Below are 16,287 nucleotides of genomic sequence, written 5' to 3'. Positions count from 1 at the left end.
CATGAGCAGCTTGACCGATCGGCTCGCCGCCGCGTCCAGGGACCGGGTCGCCAAGCCGACGGAGACTCCTCCGTCGATCGGCGCCAAGAAGGCGGGGGCGAAGCCCGCTCCTGCCGAGGACCGTTTCGCCAAGCTCAAGTCCCACGTGCACAACACGCTTCTTCAGCAGCTGGGGCCGAAGCTCTACGACGCCGAGATGCCGCAGTCGGAGCTCGAGCAGATGGTCCGCGCTGCCCTCCAGGACGTGATGGCGCTCGAGGAGACACCGCTCACCTCGACCGACCGCAGCCGGATCACCCAGGAGATCTCCGACGACATCCTGGGCTACGGCCCGATCGAGCCCTACCTGCGTGACCCCGACCTGAGCGAGGTCATGGTCAACGGCCCGGACGACATCTGGATCGAGAAGGCCGGCCGGCTGGTGAAGGTGGAGGGCCGGTTCAACGACGAGGCTCACCTGCGCCGCACCATCGACAAGATCGTCGGCCGGATCGGCCGGCGCGTCGACGAGTCGAGTCCGATGGTCGACGCCCGCCTGCCCGACGGCAGCCGTGTGAACGCGGTGATCCCCCCGCTCGCCGTAGACGGGTCCCTGCTCACGATCCGTAAGTTCTCCGCCGACCCCTACACGGTCGCGGACCTGGTCGCCTTCGGGTCGATGTCGCAGCGCACCGCTGACTTCCTGGAGGCGTGCGTCCGCGGCAAGCTCAACGTCGTCGTCTCCGGGAGCACCGGCGCCGGAAAGACGACCACCCTCAACGTGCTGTCGTCGTTCATCCCGCCCGACGAGCGGATCGTCACGATCGAGGACGCCGCTGAGCTCCAGCTGCACCAGGACCACGTCCTGCGGCTGGAGTCGCGGCCGGCGAACATCGAGGGCAAGGGCGCGGTGGACATCCGCGACCTCGTGAAGAACTCGCTGCGTATGCGGCCCGACCGGATCATCGTCGGCGAGGTCCGCGACGCGTCTGCGCTCGACATGCTTCAGGCGATGAACACCGGCCACGACGGCTCGATCTGCACCATCCACTCCAACGGCCCCCGCGACACGCTGTCGCGCATCGAGACGATGGTGCTGATGGCCGGCATGGACCTGCCGATGCGCGCTATCCGCGAGCAGGTGGCCTCCGCGATCGACCTCATCGTGCACCAGGCACGGCTCCGCGACGGCTCACGCCGGATCACGCACGTCACCGAGGTGGAGCGCATGGAGGGCGACGTGATCACCCTCCAGGACATCTTCCTCTTCGACCACTCGATGGGCTTCGACGAGAACGGCCGGAGCAAGGGCGTGCTGCGCTCCACCGGGCTGCGACCGAAGTTCCTCGACAAGCTCGCCCACAACAACGTGCACGTCGACCCGATGCTGTTCGCGATGGACGGCGGTTTCTGACCATGCGGGCTCGTCACTGGCGGACTGCCTTGAGCGGGCTGGTGGCCGCCCTCGGCCTTGTTGTCGCGTCCAGTTCTGCTGCCTCCGCTGTCGCCGAGGGCAACATCGACCACGCCGAGAGCAAGGACGGCGGCCTGCGGGTCCTGTACTCGCTCCCGGAGCTGGCCGAGGGTGTCGAGCCGGACCTGGACAGCGTGTCGGTCTCCATCAACGACACGGTGCTCGAGGCCGTCGCCGAACCGGCAGCGACAGCCGACGCCGCGGAGCAGATCCGTCGTACGGCGATCCTGGCCATCGACACCAGCAAGAGCATGCAGGGCGACCGGTTCACCCAGGCCAAGGCCGCTGCCAAGGCGTTCCTTGCGGCCGCGCCCAAGGACGTCCACATCGGGATCGTCGCGTTCGCGGGTCAGGTCGAGGTCGTCCAGCCCCCGACGCTCGACCGCGGTGCGGCCTCGAGCGTCCTCGACGGCCTCGAGCTCACCTTCCAGACCCGGCTCTACGACGGCGTCGTCACCGCTGTGGAGGCGGCCGGCACCGAAGGGCAGCGCAGCGTGCTGGTGCTCTCCGACGGCCGGGACACCTCCGCAACCGAGCTGAGCGAGGTCCTCGAAGCGATCGACGCCGCGGAGCTGCGTGTGGATGCAGTCGCGCTCGGCGCCGCCGCGCGGGCGAATGCCCCGCTGTTCGAGATGGCGGAGCACAGTGAGGGACACGTCGTCGAGGCCGCGAACCCAGACTCACTCACCGCAGTGTTCAACGACCAGGCCGCCGCGCTCTCCCGACAGGTGCTGATCTCGGCCCCGTTGCCCGTCGACCTTGCGGTGGCCGAGGGCTCGCTCGCGGTCTCCGTCGACGCCGGCGGCGAGAGTTACGCCGACCGGGCCTTCGTCTCCTTGGGCTCTCCCGACGCCGAGCCGGCAGCCGCCCCCATCGCTCCCCCGCGTGCCGTGGCTCCCCCGACGGTCCAGATCAGCGACAGCATGCTGATCGGCGGCATCGTTGCGCTGGGTCTTGGCCTGCTGGTGGTGCTCGCCGCCGCGCTCGGGGCCTTCGGCCGCCGTGACAAGAGCCGGCTCGACGACCACATCAACGCCTACACCCGCGCAGGCGCGGCCGCGGCAGCTGCACGCGCCCGGGCCGCACAGCAGCACGACCCCGCACGCTCGGTCGCTGAGTCCGCCGTCGGAGTGGCGCAGAAGGCGCTCGCCGGCAACAAGGGCTTCGAATCGACTCTGGCATCCAAGCTGGACGCAGCCGGCATGTCGCTCAAGCCGGCCGAGTGGCTGCTCGTGCACTCCGGCATGGCCCTGGTCGCTGCCGTCCTCGGCTTCCTGCTGAGCTCGGGCGGCTTCCTGATCATGTTTCTGCTGTTCGCCTTCGGACTCGTCCTTCCATGGGTCTACCTGAGCCACAAGAAGGGCAAGCGGCTCAAGGCGTTCAACGCCCAGCTGCCCGAGACCCTTCAGCTCGTGGCCGGTGGTTTGAGCGCAGGCCTCTCCCTCGCTCAGTCGCTGGACACCGTGGTGCGTGAGGGCAGCGAGCCGATCGCAGGAGAGTTCCGCCGCGCGCTCGTCGAGTCACGCCTGGGTGTCCAAGTCGAGGACTCGCTCGACTCCATCGCCCAACGCATGGAGAGCGACGACTTCGCCTGGGTGGTGATGGCGATTCGCATCCAGCGCGAGGTCGGCGGCAATCTCGCCGAGCTGCTGCTGAAGGTGGCCGCCACCATGCGCGAGCGGGAGTACCTCCGCCGCCAGGTGAAGTCGCTCTCCGCGGAGGGGGTCCTGTCCGGGTGGATCCTCGGTGCCCTTCCGCCGGGGATGCTCGTGTACCTGATGGTGACCAACCCTTCGTACCTGGGACAGATGCTCGGCGTTCCCCTCGGTTGGATCATGCTCGGCACCGCCGCCGTGCTCATGGCTATCGGCGCGTTCTGGATGAGCCGCGTCGTGAAGGTGGAGGTCTGATGACCACGACATCCGTGCTGCTCGTCGTCGGGATCGCCGGCATCTTCCTGGCCATCCTGCTCTCTCTCACCGCTATCGGTGTCTTCACCAACGAAGCTCGCGGCGTCTCGAAGTCACTGGCCGTGGTCGAGGCGTTCACGACGGCCCCCGAGGCGATGCAGAAGGAGCTCGAGCCCTCCTTCCAGGAGCGAGTCCTCAATCCGCTGCTGGACAAGTTCGTCGCGCTCGGGCGGCGGATCACGCCGAGCGACTACGGCGAGCGGATCCGCGCGAAGCTCGACATCGCCGGCAACCCGTCGAACTGGACGGTCGACCGTGTCGTTTCCCTGAAAGTGGTCGGGCTCGTCGTCGGCCCGGTCATCGGCCTGCTCTTCGGTGCGCTGCTCGGCTGGGGCATCGGGCCTGCCCTGGCGACGGCAGCGATCGGTGCTGCTCTCGGCTACAACGCGCCGAACCTCTACCTGCACTCGAAGGGCGAGGAGAGGACTGCGGAGATGCAGAAGGCCCTCCCCGACGCGCTCGACCTGCTGACCATCTCGGTGGAGGCGGGACTCGGTTTCGACTCCGCGCTCGCCCAGGTGGCCCGCAACACGGACGGACCGCTGGCGCAGGAGTTCGCACGGGTGCTCCAGGAAATGCAGATCGGTCTGGGCCGCTCGGCCGCCATGCGCGCGCTCGGCGACCGCAGCCCTCTCTCAGACCTGCGCTCGTTCACCTCGGCCATGGTGCAGGCGGATGCGTTCGGCATCCCGATCGGTCAGGTGCTCCGTGTTCAGTCCGGCGAGATCCGGGTCAAGCGGCGGCAGCGCGCCGAGGAGCAAGCCCAGAAGGTGCCGGTCAAGATCCTCCTGCCGCTGATGGCGTGCATCCTGCCCTGCCTGTTCATCGTCGTGCTCGGCCCCGCTGCGATCGGGATCATGGACGCGTTCGGGGCGATGTAGATGCTGGAGTTCGTTCGGGTCGGCATCGCGAGCCGCGTGTTCACCCTCGCCGCGGTCCTCGGTCTGGCGCTGGCGCTGGGCAACCGGGTGGCCGCCCAGTCCGCGGTTCTGGTGGCTGTCGTCGCCGCAGTCGGCGTCTTCCTGTCGCTGTCCTCGACGCGTCCGATCCACTGGATCGTCGCCGTCGAGGCTGGCGTCGCGAGCCTGGTCGTCGCACAGCACCTGCCGGAGACCTTCGTACTCCTACCGTACCTGGTGGTGCTGCCCCTCGTCGGCGGTCTGGCCCGGGGAGTGCCGGGCGCCCTGCTGAACGCCGTGTTCCAGTTCACCGCCTCCGCGCTCGCCTCCATGGTGTCCCTCGGACCGAACGGGGTCGTTGAGGCGAGCAACCTGTTGGCGCCTTGGTGGGTGACGATCCTGAGTGCCGGTTTGGTCGGTGCCTGGGCTCGCAAGGTCCGCCGTCTGCCCTCCGGAAGCGCGGCCGAGGAGAACTACGTCGCGGCGCGACGGCTGCTCCGCCAACTGCGCAGCCTCGCCCGGCAGCTCTCCTCTGGCCTGGATCCGGTCGGCATCGCCGACGAGCTGCTGGCCGCCGTGCAGGCTCGCCTCGGCTCTGAGGTCTCAGCGGTCCTCGCGCGGACGGAGGGCGGGGCGTTCACCCCGCTTGCGTACCTCGGCCCAAGCGCCCAGGACGCCGTCGACCCCAACGACCCCGTGCTCGATCGCTGCTGGTCCTCGGCCGCCGTGGCGCAGAGGCCCGGGAATGGCGGAGGGTCGGGGCAGGCTGCCTGGACCGCTCTTCCTCTGCGTGGTGGCGCCGGCGGCCTGCTCGGCGTCGTCCTTTCAGGCGGACCCGCCGTCGGTAAACGGCAGCTCGAGTTGGTGAACCGCGAGCTCGATGACCTGTCTCTGCGTCTGGACACCGCACTGGCCTTCGACGAGGTTCGGAGCCTGGTCACCGCGGACGAGCGCCAGCGCCTCGCACGCGAGATCCACGATGGCGTGGCGCAGGAGATCGCGTCACTCGGTTACGTGGTGGACGGGATCACCGCCGGCGCCGGCGACCCGCGTGTCGTCGAGGAGCTCGAGGGCCTCCGTCGTGAGCTCAGCAGAGTCGTCAGCGAGCTCCGCCTGTCGATCTTCGACCTGCGGGCCGACGTGGGCACGAGCGCAGGACTGGGGTCCGCGCTATCCGAATACGCCCGCAAGATCGGCCGTCAAGCCTCCATCACCGTGCACCTGACCCTCAACGAGGCGCCGACGCGCCTGACCCCAGCAGTCGAGGCAGAGCTCTTCCGGATCGCGCAGGAGGCCATCACAAACGCACGCAAACACTCGGCAGCGGACAACCTCTGGGTCGATTGTCGCGTCGACCCACCACATGCACGCGTCGAGATCCGCGACGACGGTCAAGGCCTACGCGGCAAGGGCCGCAGCTCGTCCTATGGCTTGAAGATCATGCAGGAGCGGGCCGCGAGAATCGGTGCCGGCCTGAGCATCAGTCCCGCTAACGACGCCTCGGAGCGTCCGGGTACCTGTGTCACCGTCGCTGTCGGCGAGAGCCGCCAGCACCAACTAGAGGGGGGTCTGGTCCGATGACCGGGATCGCAAGAGTCATGCTTGTCGACGACCACGAGCTGATCCGCCAGGGTCTGACCCGCGCCTTCGAGCGCCAGGAGGACTTCACGGTCGTCGGGCAGGCAGGGTCGGTCGCTGAGGGATTGGCAATGGCTCAACAGACCTCACCCGACGTGGTGGTCACCGACGTACGCCTCCCCGACGGCACCGGGCTGGACGTCGTGCGCGCACTGCGCAAGGAGCGCCCGTCCATAGGAATCGTGGTGCTCACCATGTATGCCGGCGACGAGCAGCTCTTCGCCGCGCTGGAAGCGGGTGCATCCGCCTTCGTTGCCAAGGATGCGCCCGCCGGCGAGGTGGTCGCCGCGGCTCGGCACGCACTTGTTTCCCCGAACTCGTTCACGGCGGCCGACCTGGGCGAAGCGATGCGGCGCCGGATGCAGCCCTCGGGGCCACAGCTCTCGCCTCGCGAGCACGAGGTCCTCTCGCTGCTCGCCGAAGGACTCGGCATCTCGGCGATCGCGCGGAACATCTATGTCAGCGAGTCCACGGCCAAGACACACGTCTCCAAGATCTACGAGAAGCTCGGCGCTGCTAATCGGGCCCAGGCGATTATGGTCGCGGTACGCGCGGGGCTGCTGTCAACTGAAGAGGTTTGAGCGACAGGGGTGAGGCTATGGCCCGAACGGGCTATATGACCTGGTCATCAGGGTCGTCCACGTTTGACCGGTTTCCCGATGAGAAGGCATACGGCTGATGCCGACAATCAAAGTAGAGGAACAGGTGCGAGACAGCCCTCGCACACACTTGGGAGGAAATATCATGCTTCAGTACATGCGCATCCGTCTGGCCACCAAGCGTCGCACTGACCGTGGCGCGACCGCAGTAGAGTATGGCCTGCTCGTGGCCCTCATCGCCGCCGCTATTGTGGCGATCGTCGCCCTTCTCGGCCAAAACATCCTCGAAGGCTTCACTACCGTGAACACCAAGCTTGATAACCCTACCGGGTGAGCAAATAGTTCACGTGGCCCGAGAGACGAGCATGTCCGCGACTAGGCTGGACAATGAGCAAGGTGCGAGCGTCGTAGAATATGGCTTGCTGCTGGCGCTGCTCGCGGCCAGTCTGGTGACGATCTTTGCGACTGTCGGCGGGACTCTCGATGCCAATTTCCAGACCGTGACCACCAGCCTGTCCGAACAGCCTGACGAAGGCTCCGCTGGCAGCCCGCGCAGTGGGGCCGGCCACGACGTCGGCCGAGGCAGCAACAATGGCAATGCCAATGGTCACGGGAGTGGCAGCGGCGGTGACGGCGGCAACAGCGGCCGGGGCCATGGCAACGGCCAGTGAACGGATCCGGGCAACAAGCGAGGGCGAGGTGTGATTTGCACCCCGCCCTCGCTGTTCATTGAGCGAATATGGTCCGGAGACATCGCGCCGCTACATTCCAGCCCACCTCTGCCGGATCCGGGACGGCCTTGTGGATCGGTCCGAACTTGCTCGACACACCCGACAGAGCTTCGAGTAGGCGACGCGCAAGGTGGCCAAGTCTGCTGCTCCGGACTCCCCGCGTCCTGATCGGGAGCCACTGCTTCGTCAGGCTTGCGGCTTCCAGGGCTCCGCCGGAGTCACCCGCGACCACCGGTAGGCCGCAGGCGGCTGCTTCGAGGAACACAATCCCGAACGCCTCGGCCTCCAGGCCGAACAGCCGGCTGCGCACCGGCATAGCGAACACATCCCCGGCATCGGTGTAGGCAGGGACCTCGTCCCACGGCACGCTGCCGGTGAAGATGACCGAGTCGCTCACGCCCAGTCGCCGCGCGAGCCGCTCGATCCGCCGCCGGTCCGGACCGTCGCCGACCAGCAGCAACCGAGCGTCCGGGAGCTCGCGGAGCACATCCGGCCAGGCACGCACCAGCGTGTCCTGCCCCTTGCGCCGCACGAAGCGGGCGGTGCACACGACCACCGGCGCATCAACCGGAATGCCCAACCGCTCCCGAACTTCGGTTCCCCCGCACCCCGGGTAGAACCGGTCGGTGTCCACGCCGGGAGAGAGCTGCACCATCCGGGCCGCGGCGGCCGGCGACAGCGCGGGAGCGATCCGCTCGCGGCACCACTGACTGACGTAGGTCATCACGTCGACGGAGTCGCCGATCCGCCGCAGCAGCTGGCGGGTCATCGGCAGCCGTGCCCACCACACCTCGTGACCATGGGTCAGCGCGACGATCCGTCGAGCTCCGGCGCGACGCAGGCGACGTCCGAGCAGGCCCAGCGGTGCGCTGGCGCCGAACACTACCCGGTCGCAGTCGTGCCGCCGCATGACCTCGACGACCCGCCGAGCCACCGCTGGAGTCGGCAGCAGCATCGAGGCCGGGTCGCGGTAGACGGGGAACGGCAGCTTCGCGTCGTACTCCAGGTCGCCGGGCATCGACGCGGTGTAGACGACGACCTCGTCGGGGTCCATCCGTTCGCACAGCGCGAGCACGAACGTCTCGATGCCACCGCGCCGCGTCGGGAAGTCGTTGGTGACGAACAGCACCCGGCTCACGGGAGGAGACCGGCCTCGGCCAGGGAGTCGGGAAGGCCGGCTCGCTGCAGGAGCGTGGGGTGGGAGCCGAACCAGAACTGGCTCCACGCCGGCGGGGTCGGGTCGGCCAACGAGGCCAGGGCCAGTTCACGCTGCATGTTCACGAACGTATCGGAGTCCCTTGTCGCCACGATGGCCTCCCGGTCCGCGCGCACCTCGATGGCGCGGCTGATGGTGCCCTGCACCGGGGAGACCGCCAGCATCGCGAAGGCCGAGAGCGCGAGCACCAGGGGTACGGCGGCCGGGTCGCCCGGTCCCTCCACGCCGGCACGACGTCGCACCCGCGAGGAGTCGAGGACCAGCGCCAGCAGCGAGACACCGAGCACCGCGCCGGCCGCACCGAGACTCGTGCCCAGCAGCACGTCGTTGTGCTCGGCGTGCGCGAGCTCGTGGGCGACCACGGTCAGCGCCTCCGGCTCGGGCAGGTCCTCGACGAGGTTGTCGTAGAGGACGACGCGCCTGGTGCCACCGAACCCCGACACGTAGGCGTTGAGCGTGGTCGTGCGGCGGGACGCGTCCGCCACGAGCACCTCGTCGACCTGGACTCCCTGCCTGTCGGCGAGCTCGAGGACCGCGCTGCGCAGCTGCCCGTCCGGGAGCGGCTCGAACCGGTTGAAGATCGGCTCGAGCAGGACCGGGTAGAGGAACGAGCCGGCCAGCGTCAGCGCAGCGGCCGCTCCCCCGGCCCACGCGAACCACCGACGCGGGGAGCGGCGTGCGGCCAGCACGAGCACCAGCAGCACCAGCGAGGTGAGGAGCCAGGAGACGAGCAGGGACTTGCCGTAGTCCACCGCCCAGGCGGCCCACCCTTGCTCGGTGAGCCCGTAGGTGAGGTTGCGGCGCCGGATGAGCACGGAGAACGGCAGCGTCGCCGCCCGGCCGATCGCGAGGACCAGCAAGGTCCCCGTCGGCACCGCCAGCCACCAGCGCAGTCGGCCGAACCAGCCCCGGACCAGCCGTGAGCCGACGGACGTGAACCCCAGCAAGGCAGCCACGGCCAGCGAGACGGCGTAGGACGCCCAGCCGAGGTAGCGCCGGACACCGGCGTACTCCTCGGCTCTCGCCACCTGCTCGAACGTGAGGATGTCGAGGGGTTGAGCGGGTCGGAGCCTTCCGCCGGGGACCCAGTCCCACGGCACGAGGACCGCGGCCAGCGCCAGGAACGCGAGCGCGGACAGTGCCGCGACGATCCAGGCAGTACGGCGGTCGAGGGTCATCCGGCCAGCTCGCGGAGGTAGTCCTGCCACTTGTGCGTGAACTGCCCCTCGGTGGTGCCGACAGCGGAGAAGGCCTCCCGCACCGAGCGGCCGGACTCGACCTCGTCGTAGAGGCGGACCAGGGCCCGCTCGCCGTACCGCTCGGCCAGGAGCTTGCAGGCCAGCCAGGCCGACTCGTACGACGTGCCGAGCAGCTTGTTGGCCGGGTCGAACTCGTCGGGACCGGGAAGCGCGTCGGGCGGGCCGCTGCGCCGGACCTCGGCCAGGATCTGGCTCGCGGTGACCTCCACCGGCAGGTCGGTGCGGGCGAGGGCGACGTAGTCCGCGAACCCTTCGAGGAGCCACAGCGGCATCGTGGAGGTGGCGGCGTCGACGGCGACGTGGGTGGCCTCGTGGCTCATCACGATCTGGGAGCCGTCCTCACCGAGGTTCGTGAAGACCGCGGGGTTGATGAGGATGTGCACCGGCGACGACGGGCTGAGCGAGCCGTCGACCGTCGCCGTGACCGCGGCGATGGAGTCGTAGGTGTCCGGCTCTGCGTCGAGCATCCGGTGGAGCTGGTCGTCGTCAGCCGGGACCTCGACGACCAGCCGGCCACGCCAGCGGGGCAACACGGCCCTGACGTCCTTCACCGCCTGGTCGGCCAAAGTGGTGTAGCGGTCGAGCTGGCCGGGGTCGGCGGCAACCACCAGAGCCCGGGGTGAGCGATGCACCGCGAGGTCGTCGAGAAGCCACAGCGGCACCGGCTGGGCGTCACCGGCTCCGATGCTGCCCAAGGCGACTCCCTCCGGGGTGTCGACGAACGTGAACGGCACCTCCATGGTGCTCGTGGACTCGTCATATCCCTCGACGCGCCAGGAGACCGAGACGTTCCCGACCCACGCGTCCGGGCCGTACTGCCTCCGGACGGGGTCGGGCAGCGCCCCGGACTCCTCGACGAACCGCAACGCCAGCTCGCCGATCCCGAGGGATCGCACGTTGTCGTGGATCCAGCCCAGACTCCGGCGGGCCGCGCGGTCTCCGGGCGCGGCCAGGGTGACCGCACTTCGCCGGGTCCCCGCGGTCAGCGCGTCGTCGAGATCCGCCAGCAGCGTGGCGGCGCCGTCCGCACGCAGGTCGTTGCTCGACGCCGGCTCCGCCGGCTCGGCCGGGGTGATGACCTCCCGGTCAGCGACGCGGAGGACGAGGAACGTGCCGAGCACCGCCAGCAGCACGAAGCCGGCCACCCACAGCAGTGGGCGGCCGGCTCGGGAGACGGGGTCAGCCGATGCGTCGCGCACCGGAGTACGGCATGGAGAAGACGCCGGCGATCCGGACGCCGGTGCCCGGGTTGGCGGCGTCGACGATCTGGCCGTTGCCGATGTAGATGCCGACGTGGCTGACCGGGCTGTAGTAGAAGACCAGGTCGCCCGGCTGCAGGTCGGAGGAGGAGACCGGCGTACCCATGCTCATCTGGGCGCTCGAGGAGTGCGGCAGGCTCACGCCGGCCTGCGCCCAGGCCGCCATGGTGAGACCGGAGCAGTCGTAGGCGTCGGGGCCGGCTGCGCCGTAGACGTAGGCGTCGCCGACCTGCGCGAGCGCGTACTCCACGGCCGCGCCCGCGCGCCCCGAGACCGGTACGTCGGGCAACGGGGTCCGTGTGGCACTGCGGCTGACCCGGCTGGTGCGCGAGGCGGCCGCGGCGTCCATCTCGTCGAGGAGCGCCTCGGCCTCCGCGGCCTTCTCGTCGACCTCCGCCTTCTCCTCGGCGAGCTGCGCCTCGGTCTCCGCCAGGGCAGCGAGCTCCCGCTCGGCGGCGGCCTCGCGCAGCTCCAGCTGCTTGAGCTGGGTCGCGAACTCGGCCATCAGCTGGGCCTGCTGGTCGTTGTAGGCCGAGACCGTGGCGATCTGGTCGAGGAAGGCGTCCGGGTCCTTGGACAGCAGCACCTGGGTGGTGGTCGACAGTGCCTGGCCCTGGTAGGCCGCGACCACGGTGGAGGCGACCTGCTCCCGGACCGCGTCGACGCGCTCCTGCTGCCGGTCGAGGTCCGCGCGCAGGGTCCGCAGGCTCTCCCTGGTCCGCTGCAGCTCCAGCCGTGCGTCGTTGTAGCGCTCGGAGGCCTGCTCGGCCTCGTGGTAGAGCCGTTCGACCTTGGCCGCGACGTCGTCGCGGTCCGGTTCGGCCTGGCTGGGGGCGGCGACGAGCAACGAGCCACCGAGGGTGGCGACGCCGCATGCTGCGATGACGCTGGTGATGCGCTTCCGGCCGTCGAGCACGAGCGGACGGTCTCCTCTTTGTCCTGACGCCTACCGGGTGAGCTGACGGGTTCGGGCGGCAAAGAAGACCCTACGAGCGCGGCAGCCACTCGCGTGGTTGCGCGCGCACGATTCACCCCAAGGAACGTGGTTCCCCGGCTCCGGCCACGACTTCCCCTTCGGGACCGGACTCGGCGCGGCACCTGAGTCGACCCGGTCTGGTCAACTGCCGCAGGTGCCTCCTGAAGGTTATGCGGAGGTCCTGAACGCCGCAAACGATTCCGGCATGTGGCGTGGACCGATTTTGTGACTTTTCAGACGTTGCGGATCCTCAGGTTTGGGTCGCGGCCGACCGGTCAAGCGGAGGCGGCGTTGACGTCAGGGCCGGACAGTGGCGCCACCATCCTCAGCGGGGGCACCAGCCCGGAGCCGGCGAGCACGTCGAGGGCACGTCGCTCGTCGTCGTCGAACCCGAGCTCGGGCGGTGGCCCGAGCAGGACGGTCACCACGCAGTCGGTGCAGGCCGGGCCTCGCACGACGCAGGTGTCGCAGTCGATGTGCACGCTCATGTCGCCTCCTGGGGAAGTCGTTCGCATCGTGAGCAGGACGGTGCCAGGCACCTCCGACAGTTTCCGCGCGGCGTGTCGCAACGGTCGCCCGAGGGTCCGCCGCGAGGTCACGATTCCGACACCTCGCTCCGGGGCCGGCACCATGCTCGGTAAAATCTGTGCCAAGCCCCGATGAACGACGACCGATCCCGCCCCGAGCCCGAGAAGCCGCCGATGACCGATCCCGAGCCCGGCCGGGGCGCCGGCGCCGACCTCGCGCGTGCCGCACGACCGACCGGCATCTACCTCTTGTTCACGCTCGTCGTGGGCCTCCTCGGCGAGCTGCTGCTGGAGAGCGCACGCACCGACTGGAACTGGGCCTACGTGCTCCACCTCGTCGGCCGAGAGAGCGGAGTGCTGCTCCTGGGAGCCGTGGTCCTGGCGTTGGGAGCCGGTCTCGTGCTCGCTGTCAGCGGCCGCATGTGGGTCAGCGGCCTCGTGGTGCTCGGCCTCGCGGCGGTGGTGGGTCTGGCCAGCAACCTCAAGTACGTCGCCCAGCGCGAACCCCTCTACCCACGCGACCTCGTGTTCGCGCTGCAGCCGGACTTCCTCATCGAGATGGTCGAGCCGCGGGTGCTCTGGCAGGCCGGACTCGGCCTGGCCCTCCTGGCGGCCGTGAGCTGGGGGCTGAGCCGCCTGTTCTCGATGTGGCTGCACCGGGCACGCCCGCAAGGACTCCGGCGGAGGACCGCGGTCGTGGGCCGGGCGGGCGCCGCCGCGGCCTGCCTTCTGCTGCTCTCGTCGCTGGCGCAGTTCCAGCAGCCCGGCAACCCGTGGCGGGGAGCGTACGAAGCCTTCGGTGCGGACTGGGCGAAGGCCAGCCAGCCGAACAACTACCGCGCCAACGGTTTCCTGGGTGGCTTCCTCTACAACCTCGACACCCCCGGGATGCGGCGTCCCCCGGGGTACTCACACGAGGCGATGCAACGGATCGTCGCCCGCTACACCGCCGCCGCCGAGGCGTGGAACTCGCAGGCGCGAGGCAGCGTCGAGGACGTCAACGTCGTGATGGTGCTCTCGGAGTCGCTGAGCGACCCGACCCGGTGGGCGGGGATGTCGCTGGCCGAGGACCCGCTCCCCCGCACCCGGGCGCTGATGCAGCGGGCCCCGCACGGGCTCATGCTGAGCCAGAAGATCGGCGGCGGCACGTCCAGCATGGAGTTCGAGGCGCTGACCGGGATGTCGCTGGCCCAGTTCGACCCGGCCATGGACACGCCGTACCAGATGCTGGTGCCTCGCTTCCGCACCTTCCCCTCGGCCGTGCGCACGTTCGAGCGCCTGGGGCACGCCACCACAGCCATCCACCCCTATGAGCCGACGATGTACCAGCGCGACCGGGTGTACCCGATCCTGGGGTTCGATGACCTCGTGGCGCGCGACGACATGACCTACCGCGGCCACCTCGAGGACGGCCGGTTCATCTCCGACCACGCGGCGTTCCGCCAGACTCTCGACACGCTCGAGGACCACGACGAGCCGGTCTTCGTGAACCTGGTCACGATGCAGAACCACACGCCGTACTCCGGCTCCTACTCGCAGCCGGTCCCGGTCACCGGCCTCGGCCCGCAGGGCACCGACATGGTCGGCCAGTACGCCGAGGGCCTGTCGCGCACAGACCTCGCGATCAGTAGGTTCGTCAAGACACTGTCCCGCTCCGACGAGAAGACCGTCCTCCTGCTGTACGGCGACCACCTTCCCGCCGGACTCCCCGACGAGGTCATCGAGGCAAACTCCGACCGGGTCCTGCACGAGACACCGTTCTTCGTCTACGCGAACTTCCAGGACCTCCCGCCGGAGGAGCTGCCGACGACCAGCCCGATCTTCTTCATGCCGCGGCTGCTGCGGATGCTGGATGCACCGCTCACGCCGTACTACGCGTTGCTCAGCGAGCTCGAGCAGCACATCACCGCGATGGAGCACGGCCGGATGCTCGGCCCCGAGGGCGACGAGCTCTCGCCGGGCCAGCTCTCGCCCGAGGCCCGGCGAGTGCTGCGTGACTACCGGTTGGTGCAGTACGACCTGTCGGTCGGGAAGAGGTACGCCGAGGCGATGACCGTGCCCTCCCAGGAGCAGGCCCTCGCCGCCTCAGGAACGGGCAAGTAGCCGGCTCAGCACGACGGCCCCGACGACCCTCGCGCCACGACGCCGGACGTCGCCCGCGACGGCCTGGTCGCTGGTGACGACCACGACCGGGCGGCCCGGCGGCTCGGCGGCCACGAGCTGGCGGATCACGTCGTCGGCGATCACGCCGTAGGGGCTGTAGAGCACCCGCACACCACGGGGCCGCTTCACCAGCGGCCGCTCGACCTTGTCAGCAGCGTCGAACACCACGGTGACCTCGGCCTGGGTGCGCGCCGCCAACGGCGCGAGGCCGCTCAGCAGACGGTCCCGCTGGATCTCCAGCGTCGACTCCGGCCAGGCGTTCTTCGTGACGTTGTAGCCGTCCACGACCAGGTGCACCCGAGGCAGGGCGAGCAGCTGGTCGAGCAGAGCCGGGTCGTCCGCGGCGAGCGAGCCGTGGCTGCTCGGTGTCCGGGCGCCCTGCTCGGCGACGTCGGCCTCGACCGCGTCGGCCGGGGCCCCCTCGACCGGCGGCAGTGCCAGCTCCCGGCGCAGTCCTTGAGCGGCGTCCAGGAGGGTGTCGAGCAGGAGGCGGGCACGCAGGGTGGCCTCCCCCTTCTCGGCGCGGCCGGCCCGCCGTTCCGTAGCGAGCTCGCGTTCGAGCTCCTCGACACGAGCCCGGAGCCGTCGTACCTCACCGTCGAGGCCACCGACCGCCGCGGCGGCCTGGCCGGTGGCCTGCGCCGCGGACTCCTCGGCCGCGCGGGCAGCCTGCTCAGCCGCCTTCAGCCTGGTGCGAGTGTCGCCGAGCTTGTGCCGCAGCTCGGAGTTCTCGGCCTTGAGCACCGAGACCTGCTGGCGGTTGCGCTCACGGGTCTCCCGCAGCTCGGCCACGGCGTCGTCGAGCTGCCGGCGCAGCCGCTCGACCTGCTTGCCGACCTCACGGGTGGCGGAGACCTGCCGCTCGGCGTCGGCCACGTCGGCGGCCCGCTCTACCACGTCCGTCCACCCGGGCGGCCGCAGCAGGTAGGCGACCGCGGCGAGCTCGACCGGGTCGGCAGCTGCCGGGGCGCTCCCCCGGTCCAACGCCTGCGCGAGGTCGGGGACGTGCGCGCGGACCTGGCCGGCGATCCGCTCCCGAAACCCCTCGTCGGTCTCGAGAACCCCGGCGATCTGGGTGCCGGCGAGCTTGCCGCGCCGCCCTGGCGCGAACGACGCGACACGCTTGAGCGAGGCCGGCAGCTGGTCGGCGGGCAGCGCGCCGAGAGCGTCGGCGGCCAGGGCGATCACCCGGGTGCGCACGACGTCGGGCAGGGGACCCTCGAGTCCTCTGTCGGTCGGCTCCTCCAGCTCCGTGATCGGGACGTCGTCCCTCCCCTCGGGCGAGCCGCTGGCCTCGGCAGCTGTCACGAAGTGGGTGCGTCGGCTTCCGTGCGGTCGACGAGCTCGATCGCGTCGGACCGGCCGCACCAGCGGCAGGTCACCGACTCGACGTCCTCGCCCAAGGTGCTGGTCTCCTCCACCTGGTGCTCCCCGGCGAGGTCGAAGTGCCAGAACTCGGTGGTGCGCCGCGTGCGCGTCACGTCGAACCTGGTCAGGTTGCCGCAGCCGCCGCACCGCCAGCGGGTGTTCGCGTCGGGCAGGGATACGGCCACAGGGTGCTCCTCGGTGAGGTACGAGATCGGTTGGTCCGGCGCAA

At 69.9% G+C, this 16,287-nt stretch carries 15 protein-coding genes and 1 riboswitch; of the genes, 8 read left to right on the top strand and 7 right to left on the bottom strand.

The window, feature by feature from the left end; all coding sequences use genetic code 11:
• Position 1 precedes the first annotated feature (1 nt).
• The 7 genes from ACYVIH_RS19160 to ACYVIH_RS19130 all read left to right on the top strand — a co-directional run bounded on the left by ACYVIH_RS19160 (position 2) and on the right by ACYVIH_RS19130 (position 7,230).
• Positions 2-1,393 (top strand): CpaF family protein, encoded by a 1,392-nt coding sequence (locus ACYVIH_RS19160; RefSeq protein ID WP_460871137.1) that lies wholly within the window; start codon positions 2-4, stop codon positions 1,391-1,393.
• A gap of 29 nt (positions 1,394-1,422) precedes the next feature.
• A complete protein-coding gene (locus ACYVIH_RS19155; RefSeq protein ID WP_460871136.1) occupies positions 1,423-3,363 on the top strand; it encodes a type II secretion system F family protein in 1,941 nt (646 codons plus the stop codon).
• Positions 3,363-4,304 carry a type II secretion system F family protein gene (locus ACYVIH_RS19150; RefSeq protein ID WP_460871135.1) on the top strand — a complete coding sequence of 314 codons (942 nt, stop codon included), beginning with the start codon at positions 3,363-3,365 and terminating at the stop codon, positions 4,302-4,304. The genes ACYVIH_RS19155 and ACYVIH_RS19150 overlap by 1 nt, the downstream gene beginning before the upstream one ends.
• Positions 4,305-5,903, top strand: coding sequence for a sensor histidine kinase (locus tag ACYVIH_RS19145; RefSeq protein ID WP_460871134.1), 1,599 nt, complete (start codon positions 4,305-4,307; stop codon positions 5,901-5,903). It begins immediately after the preceding gene.
• Positions 5,900-6,541 carry a response regulator transcription factor gene (locus ACYVIH_RS19140; RefSeq protein ID WP_460871133.1) on the top strand — a complete coding sequence of 214 codons (642 nt, stop codon included), beginning with the start codon at positions 5,900-5,902 and terminating at the stop codon, positions 6,539-6,541. Before ACYVIH_RS19145 ends, ACYVIH_RS19140 begins: the two co-directional genes overlap by 4 nt.
• A gap of 163 nt (positions 6,542-6,704) precedes the next feature.
• Complete coding sequence (locus ACYVIH_RS19135; protein ID WP_460871132.1) at positions 6,705-6,893, top strand: Flp family type IVb pilin; 189 nt, start codon at positions 6,705-6,707, stop codon at positions 6,891-6,893.
• A 31-nt stretch (positions 6,894-6,924) separates the two neighbouring features.
• A complete protein-coding gene (locus ACYVIH_RS19130; protein WP_460871131.1) occupies positions 6,925-7,230 on the top strand; it encodes a Flp family type IVb pilin in 306 nt (101 codons plus the stop codon).
• A gap of 55 nt (positions 7,231-7,285) precedes the next feature.
• Here the strand turns inward: ACYVIH_RS19130 and ACYVIH_RS19125 are convergent, their stop codons facing one another.
• The 5 genes from ACYVIH_RS19125 to ACYVIH_RS19105 form a co-directional block, all read right to left on the bottom strand.
• The gene (locus ACYVIH_RS19125) at positions 7,286-8,428 is read right to left on the bottom strand and encodes a glycosyltransferase family 4 protein (RefSeq protein WP_460871130.1); all 1,143 of its coding nucleotides are present in this window, start codon (positions 8,426-8,428) and stop codon (positions 7,286-7,288) included.
• Positions 8,425-9,684, bottom strand: coding sequence for a M48 family metallopeptidase (locus tag ACYVIH_RS19120; RefSeq protein WP_460871129.1), 1,260 nt, complete (start codon positions 9,682-9,684; stop codon positions 8,425-8,427). Before ACYVIH_RS19120 ends, ACYVIH_RS19125 begins: the two co-directional genes overlap by 4 nt.
• On the bottom strand, positions 9,681-10,964 hold the full coding sequence (locus ACYVIH_RS19115) for a hypothetical protein (protein WP_460871128.1): 1,284 nt from the start codon (positions 10,962-10,964) through the stop codon (positions 9,681-9,683). The genes ACYVIH_RS19120 and ACYVIH_RS19115 overlap by 4 nt, the downstream gene beginning before the upstream one ends.
• A complete protein-coding gene (locus ACYVIH_RS19110) occupies positions 10,945-11,940 on the bottom strand; it encodes a C40 family peptidase (RefSeq protein WP_460871127.1) in 996 nt (331 codons plus the stop codon). Before ACYVIH_RS19110 ends, ACYVIH_RS19115 begins: the two co-directional genes overlap by 20 nt.
• Before the next feature lie 12 nt (positions 11,941-11,952).
• Positions 11,953-12,126: riboswitch (cyclic di-AMP (ydaO/yuaA leader) on the bottom strand.
• A 149-nt stretch (positions 12,127-12,275) separates the two neighbouring features.
• Positions 12,276-12,488 carry a hypothetical protein gene (locus ACYVIH_RS19105; RefSeq protein ID WP_460871126.1) on the bottom strand — a complete coding sequence of 71 codons (213 nt, stop codon included), beginning with the start codon at positions 12,486-12,488 and terminating at the stop codon, positions 12,276-12,278.
• A gap of 171 nt (positions 12,489-12,659) precedes the next feature.
• On the opposite strand from ACYVIH_RS19105, the gene ACYVIH_RS19100 reads away from it, so the two are divergent.
• A complete protein-coding gene (locus ACYVIH_RS19100) occupies positions 12,660-14,630 on the top strand; it encodes an LTA synthase family protein (protein WP_460871125.1) in 1,971 nt (656 codons plus the stop codon).
• Here the strand turns inward: ACYVIH_RS19100 and ACYVIH_RS19095 are convergent.
• Both ACYVIH_RS19095 and ACYVIH_RS19090 read right to left on the bottom strand, forming a co-directional pair.
• On the bottom strand, positions 14,613-15,998 hold the full coding sequence (locus ACYVIH_RS19095) for an NYN domain-containing protein (RefSeq protein WP_460871124.1): 1,386 nt from the start codon (positions 15,996-15,998) through the stop codon (positions 14,613-14,615). The two genes, ACYVIH_RS19100 and ACYVIH_RS19095, sit on opposite strands and share 18 nt — an antisense overlap.
• Positions 15,995-16,243, bottom strand: a complete 249-nt coding sequence (locus tag ACYVIH_RS19090; RefSeq protein ID WP_460871123.1) for a hypothetical protein — start codon at positions 16,241-16,243, stop codon at positions 15,995-15,997. The genes ACYVIH_RS19095 and ACYVIH_RS19090 overlap by 4 nt, the downstream gene beginning before the upstream one ends.
• Between the last annotated feature and the right edge of the window lie 44 nt (positions 16,244-16,287).

The organism is Nocardioides pakistanensis (assembly GCF_054781215.1).
The sequence above is the reverse complement of the archived record's forward strand: the minus strand, read 5'-3'. Positions and strand labels throughout refer to the sequence as shown.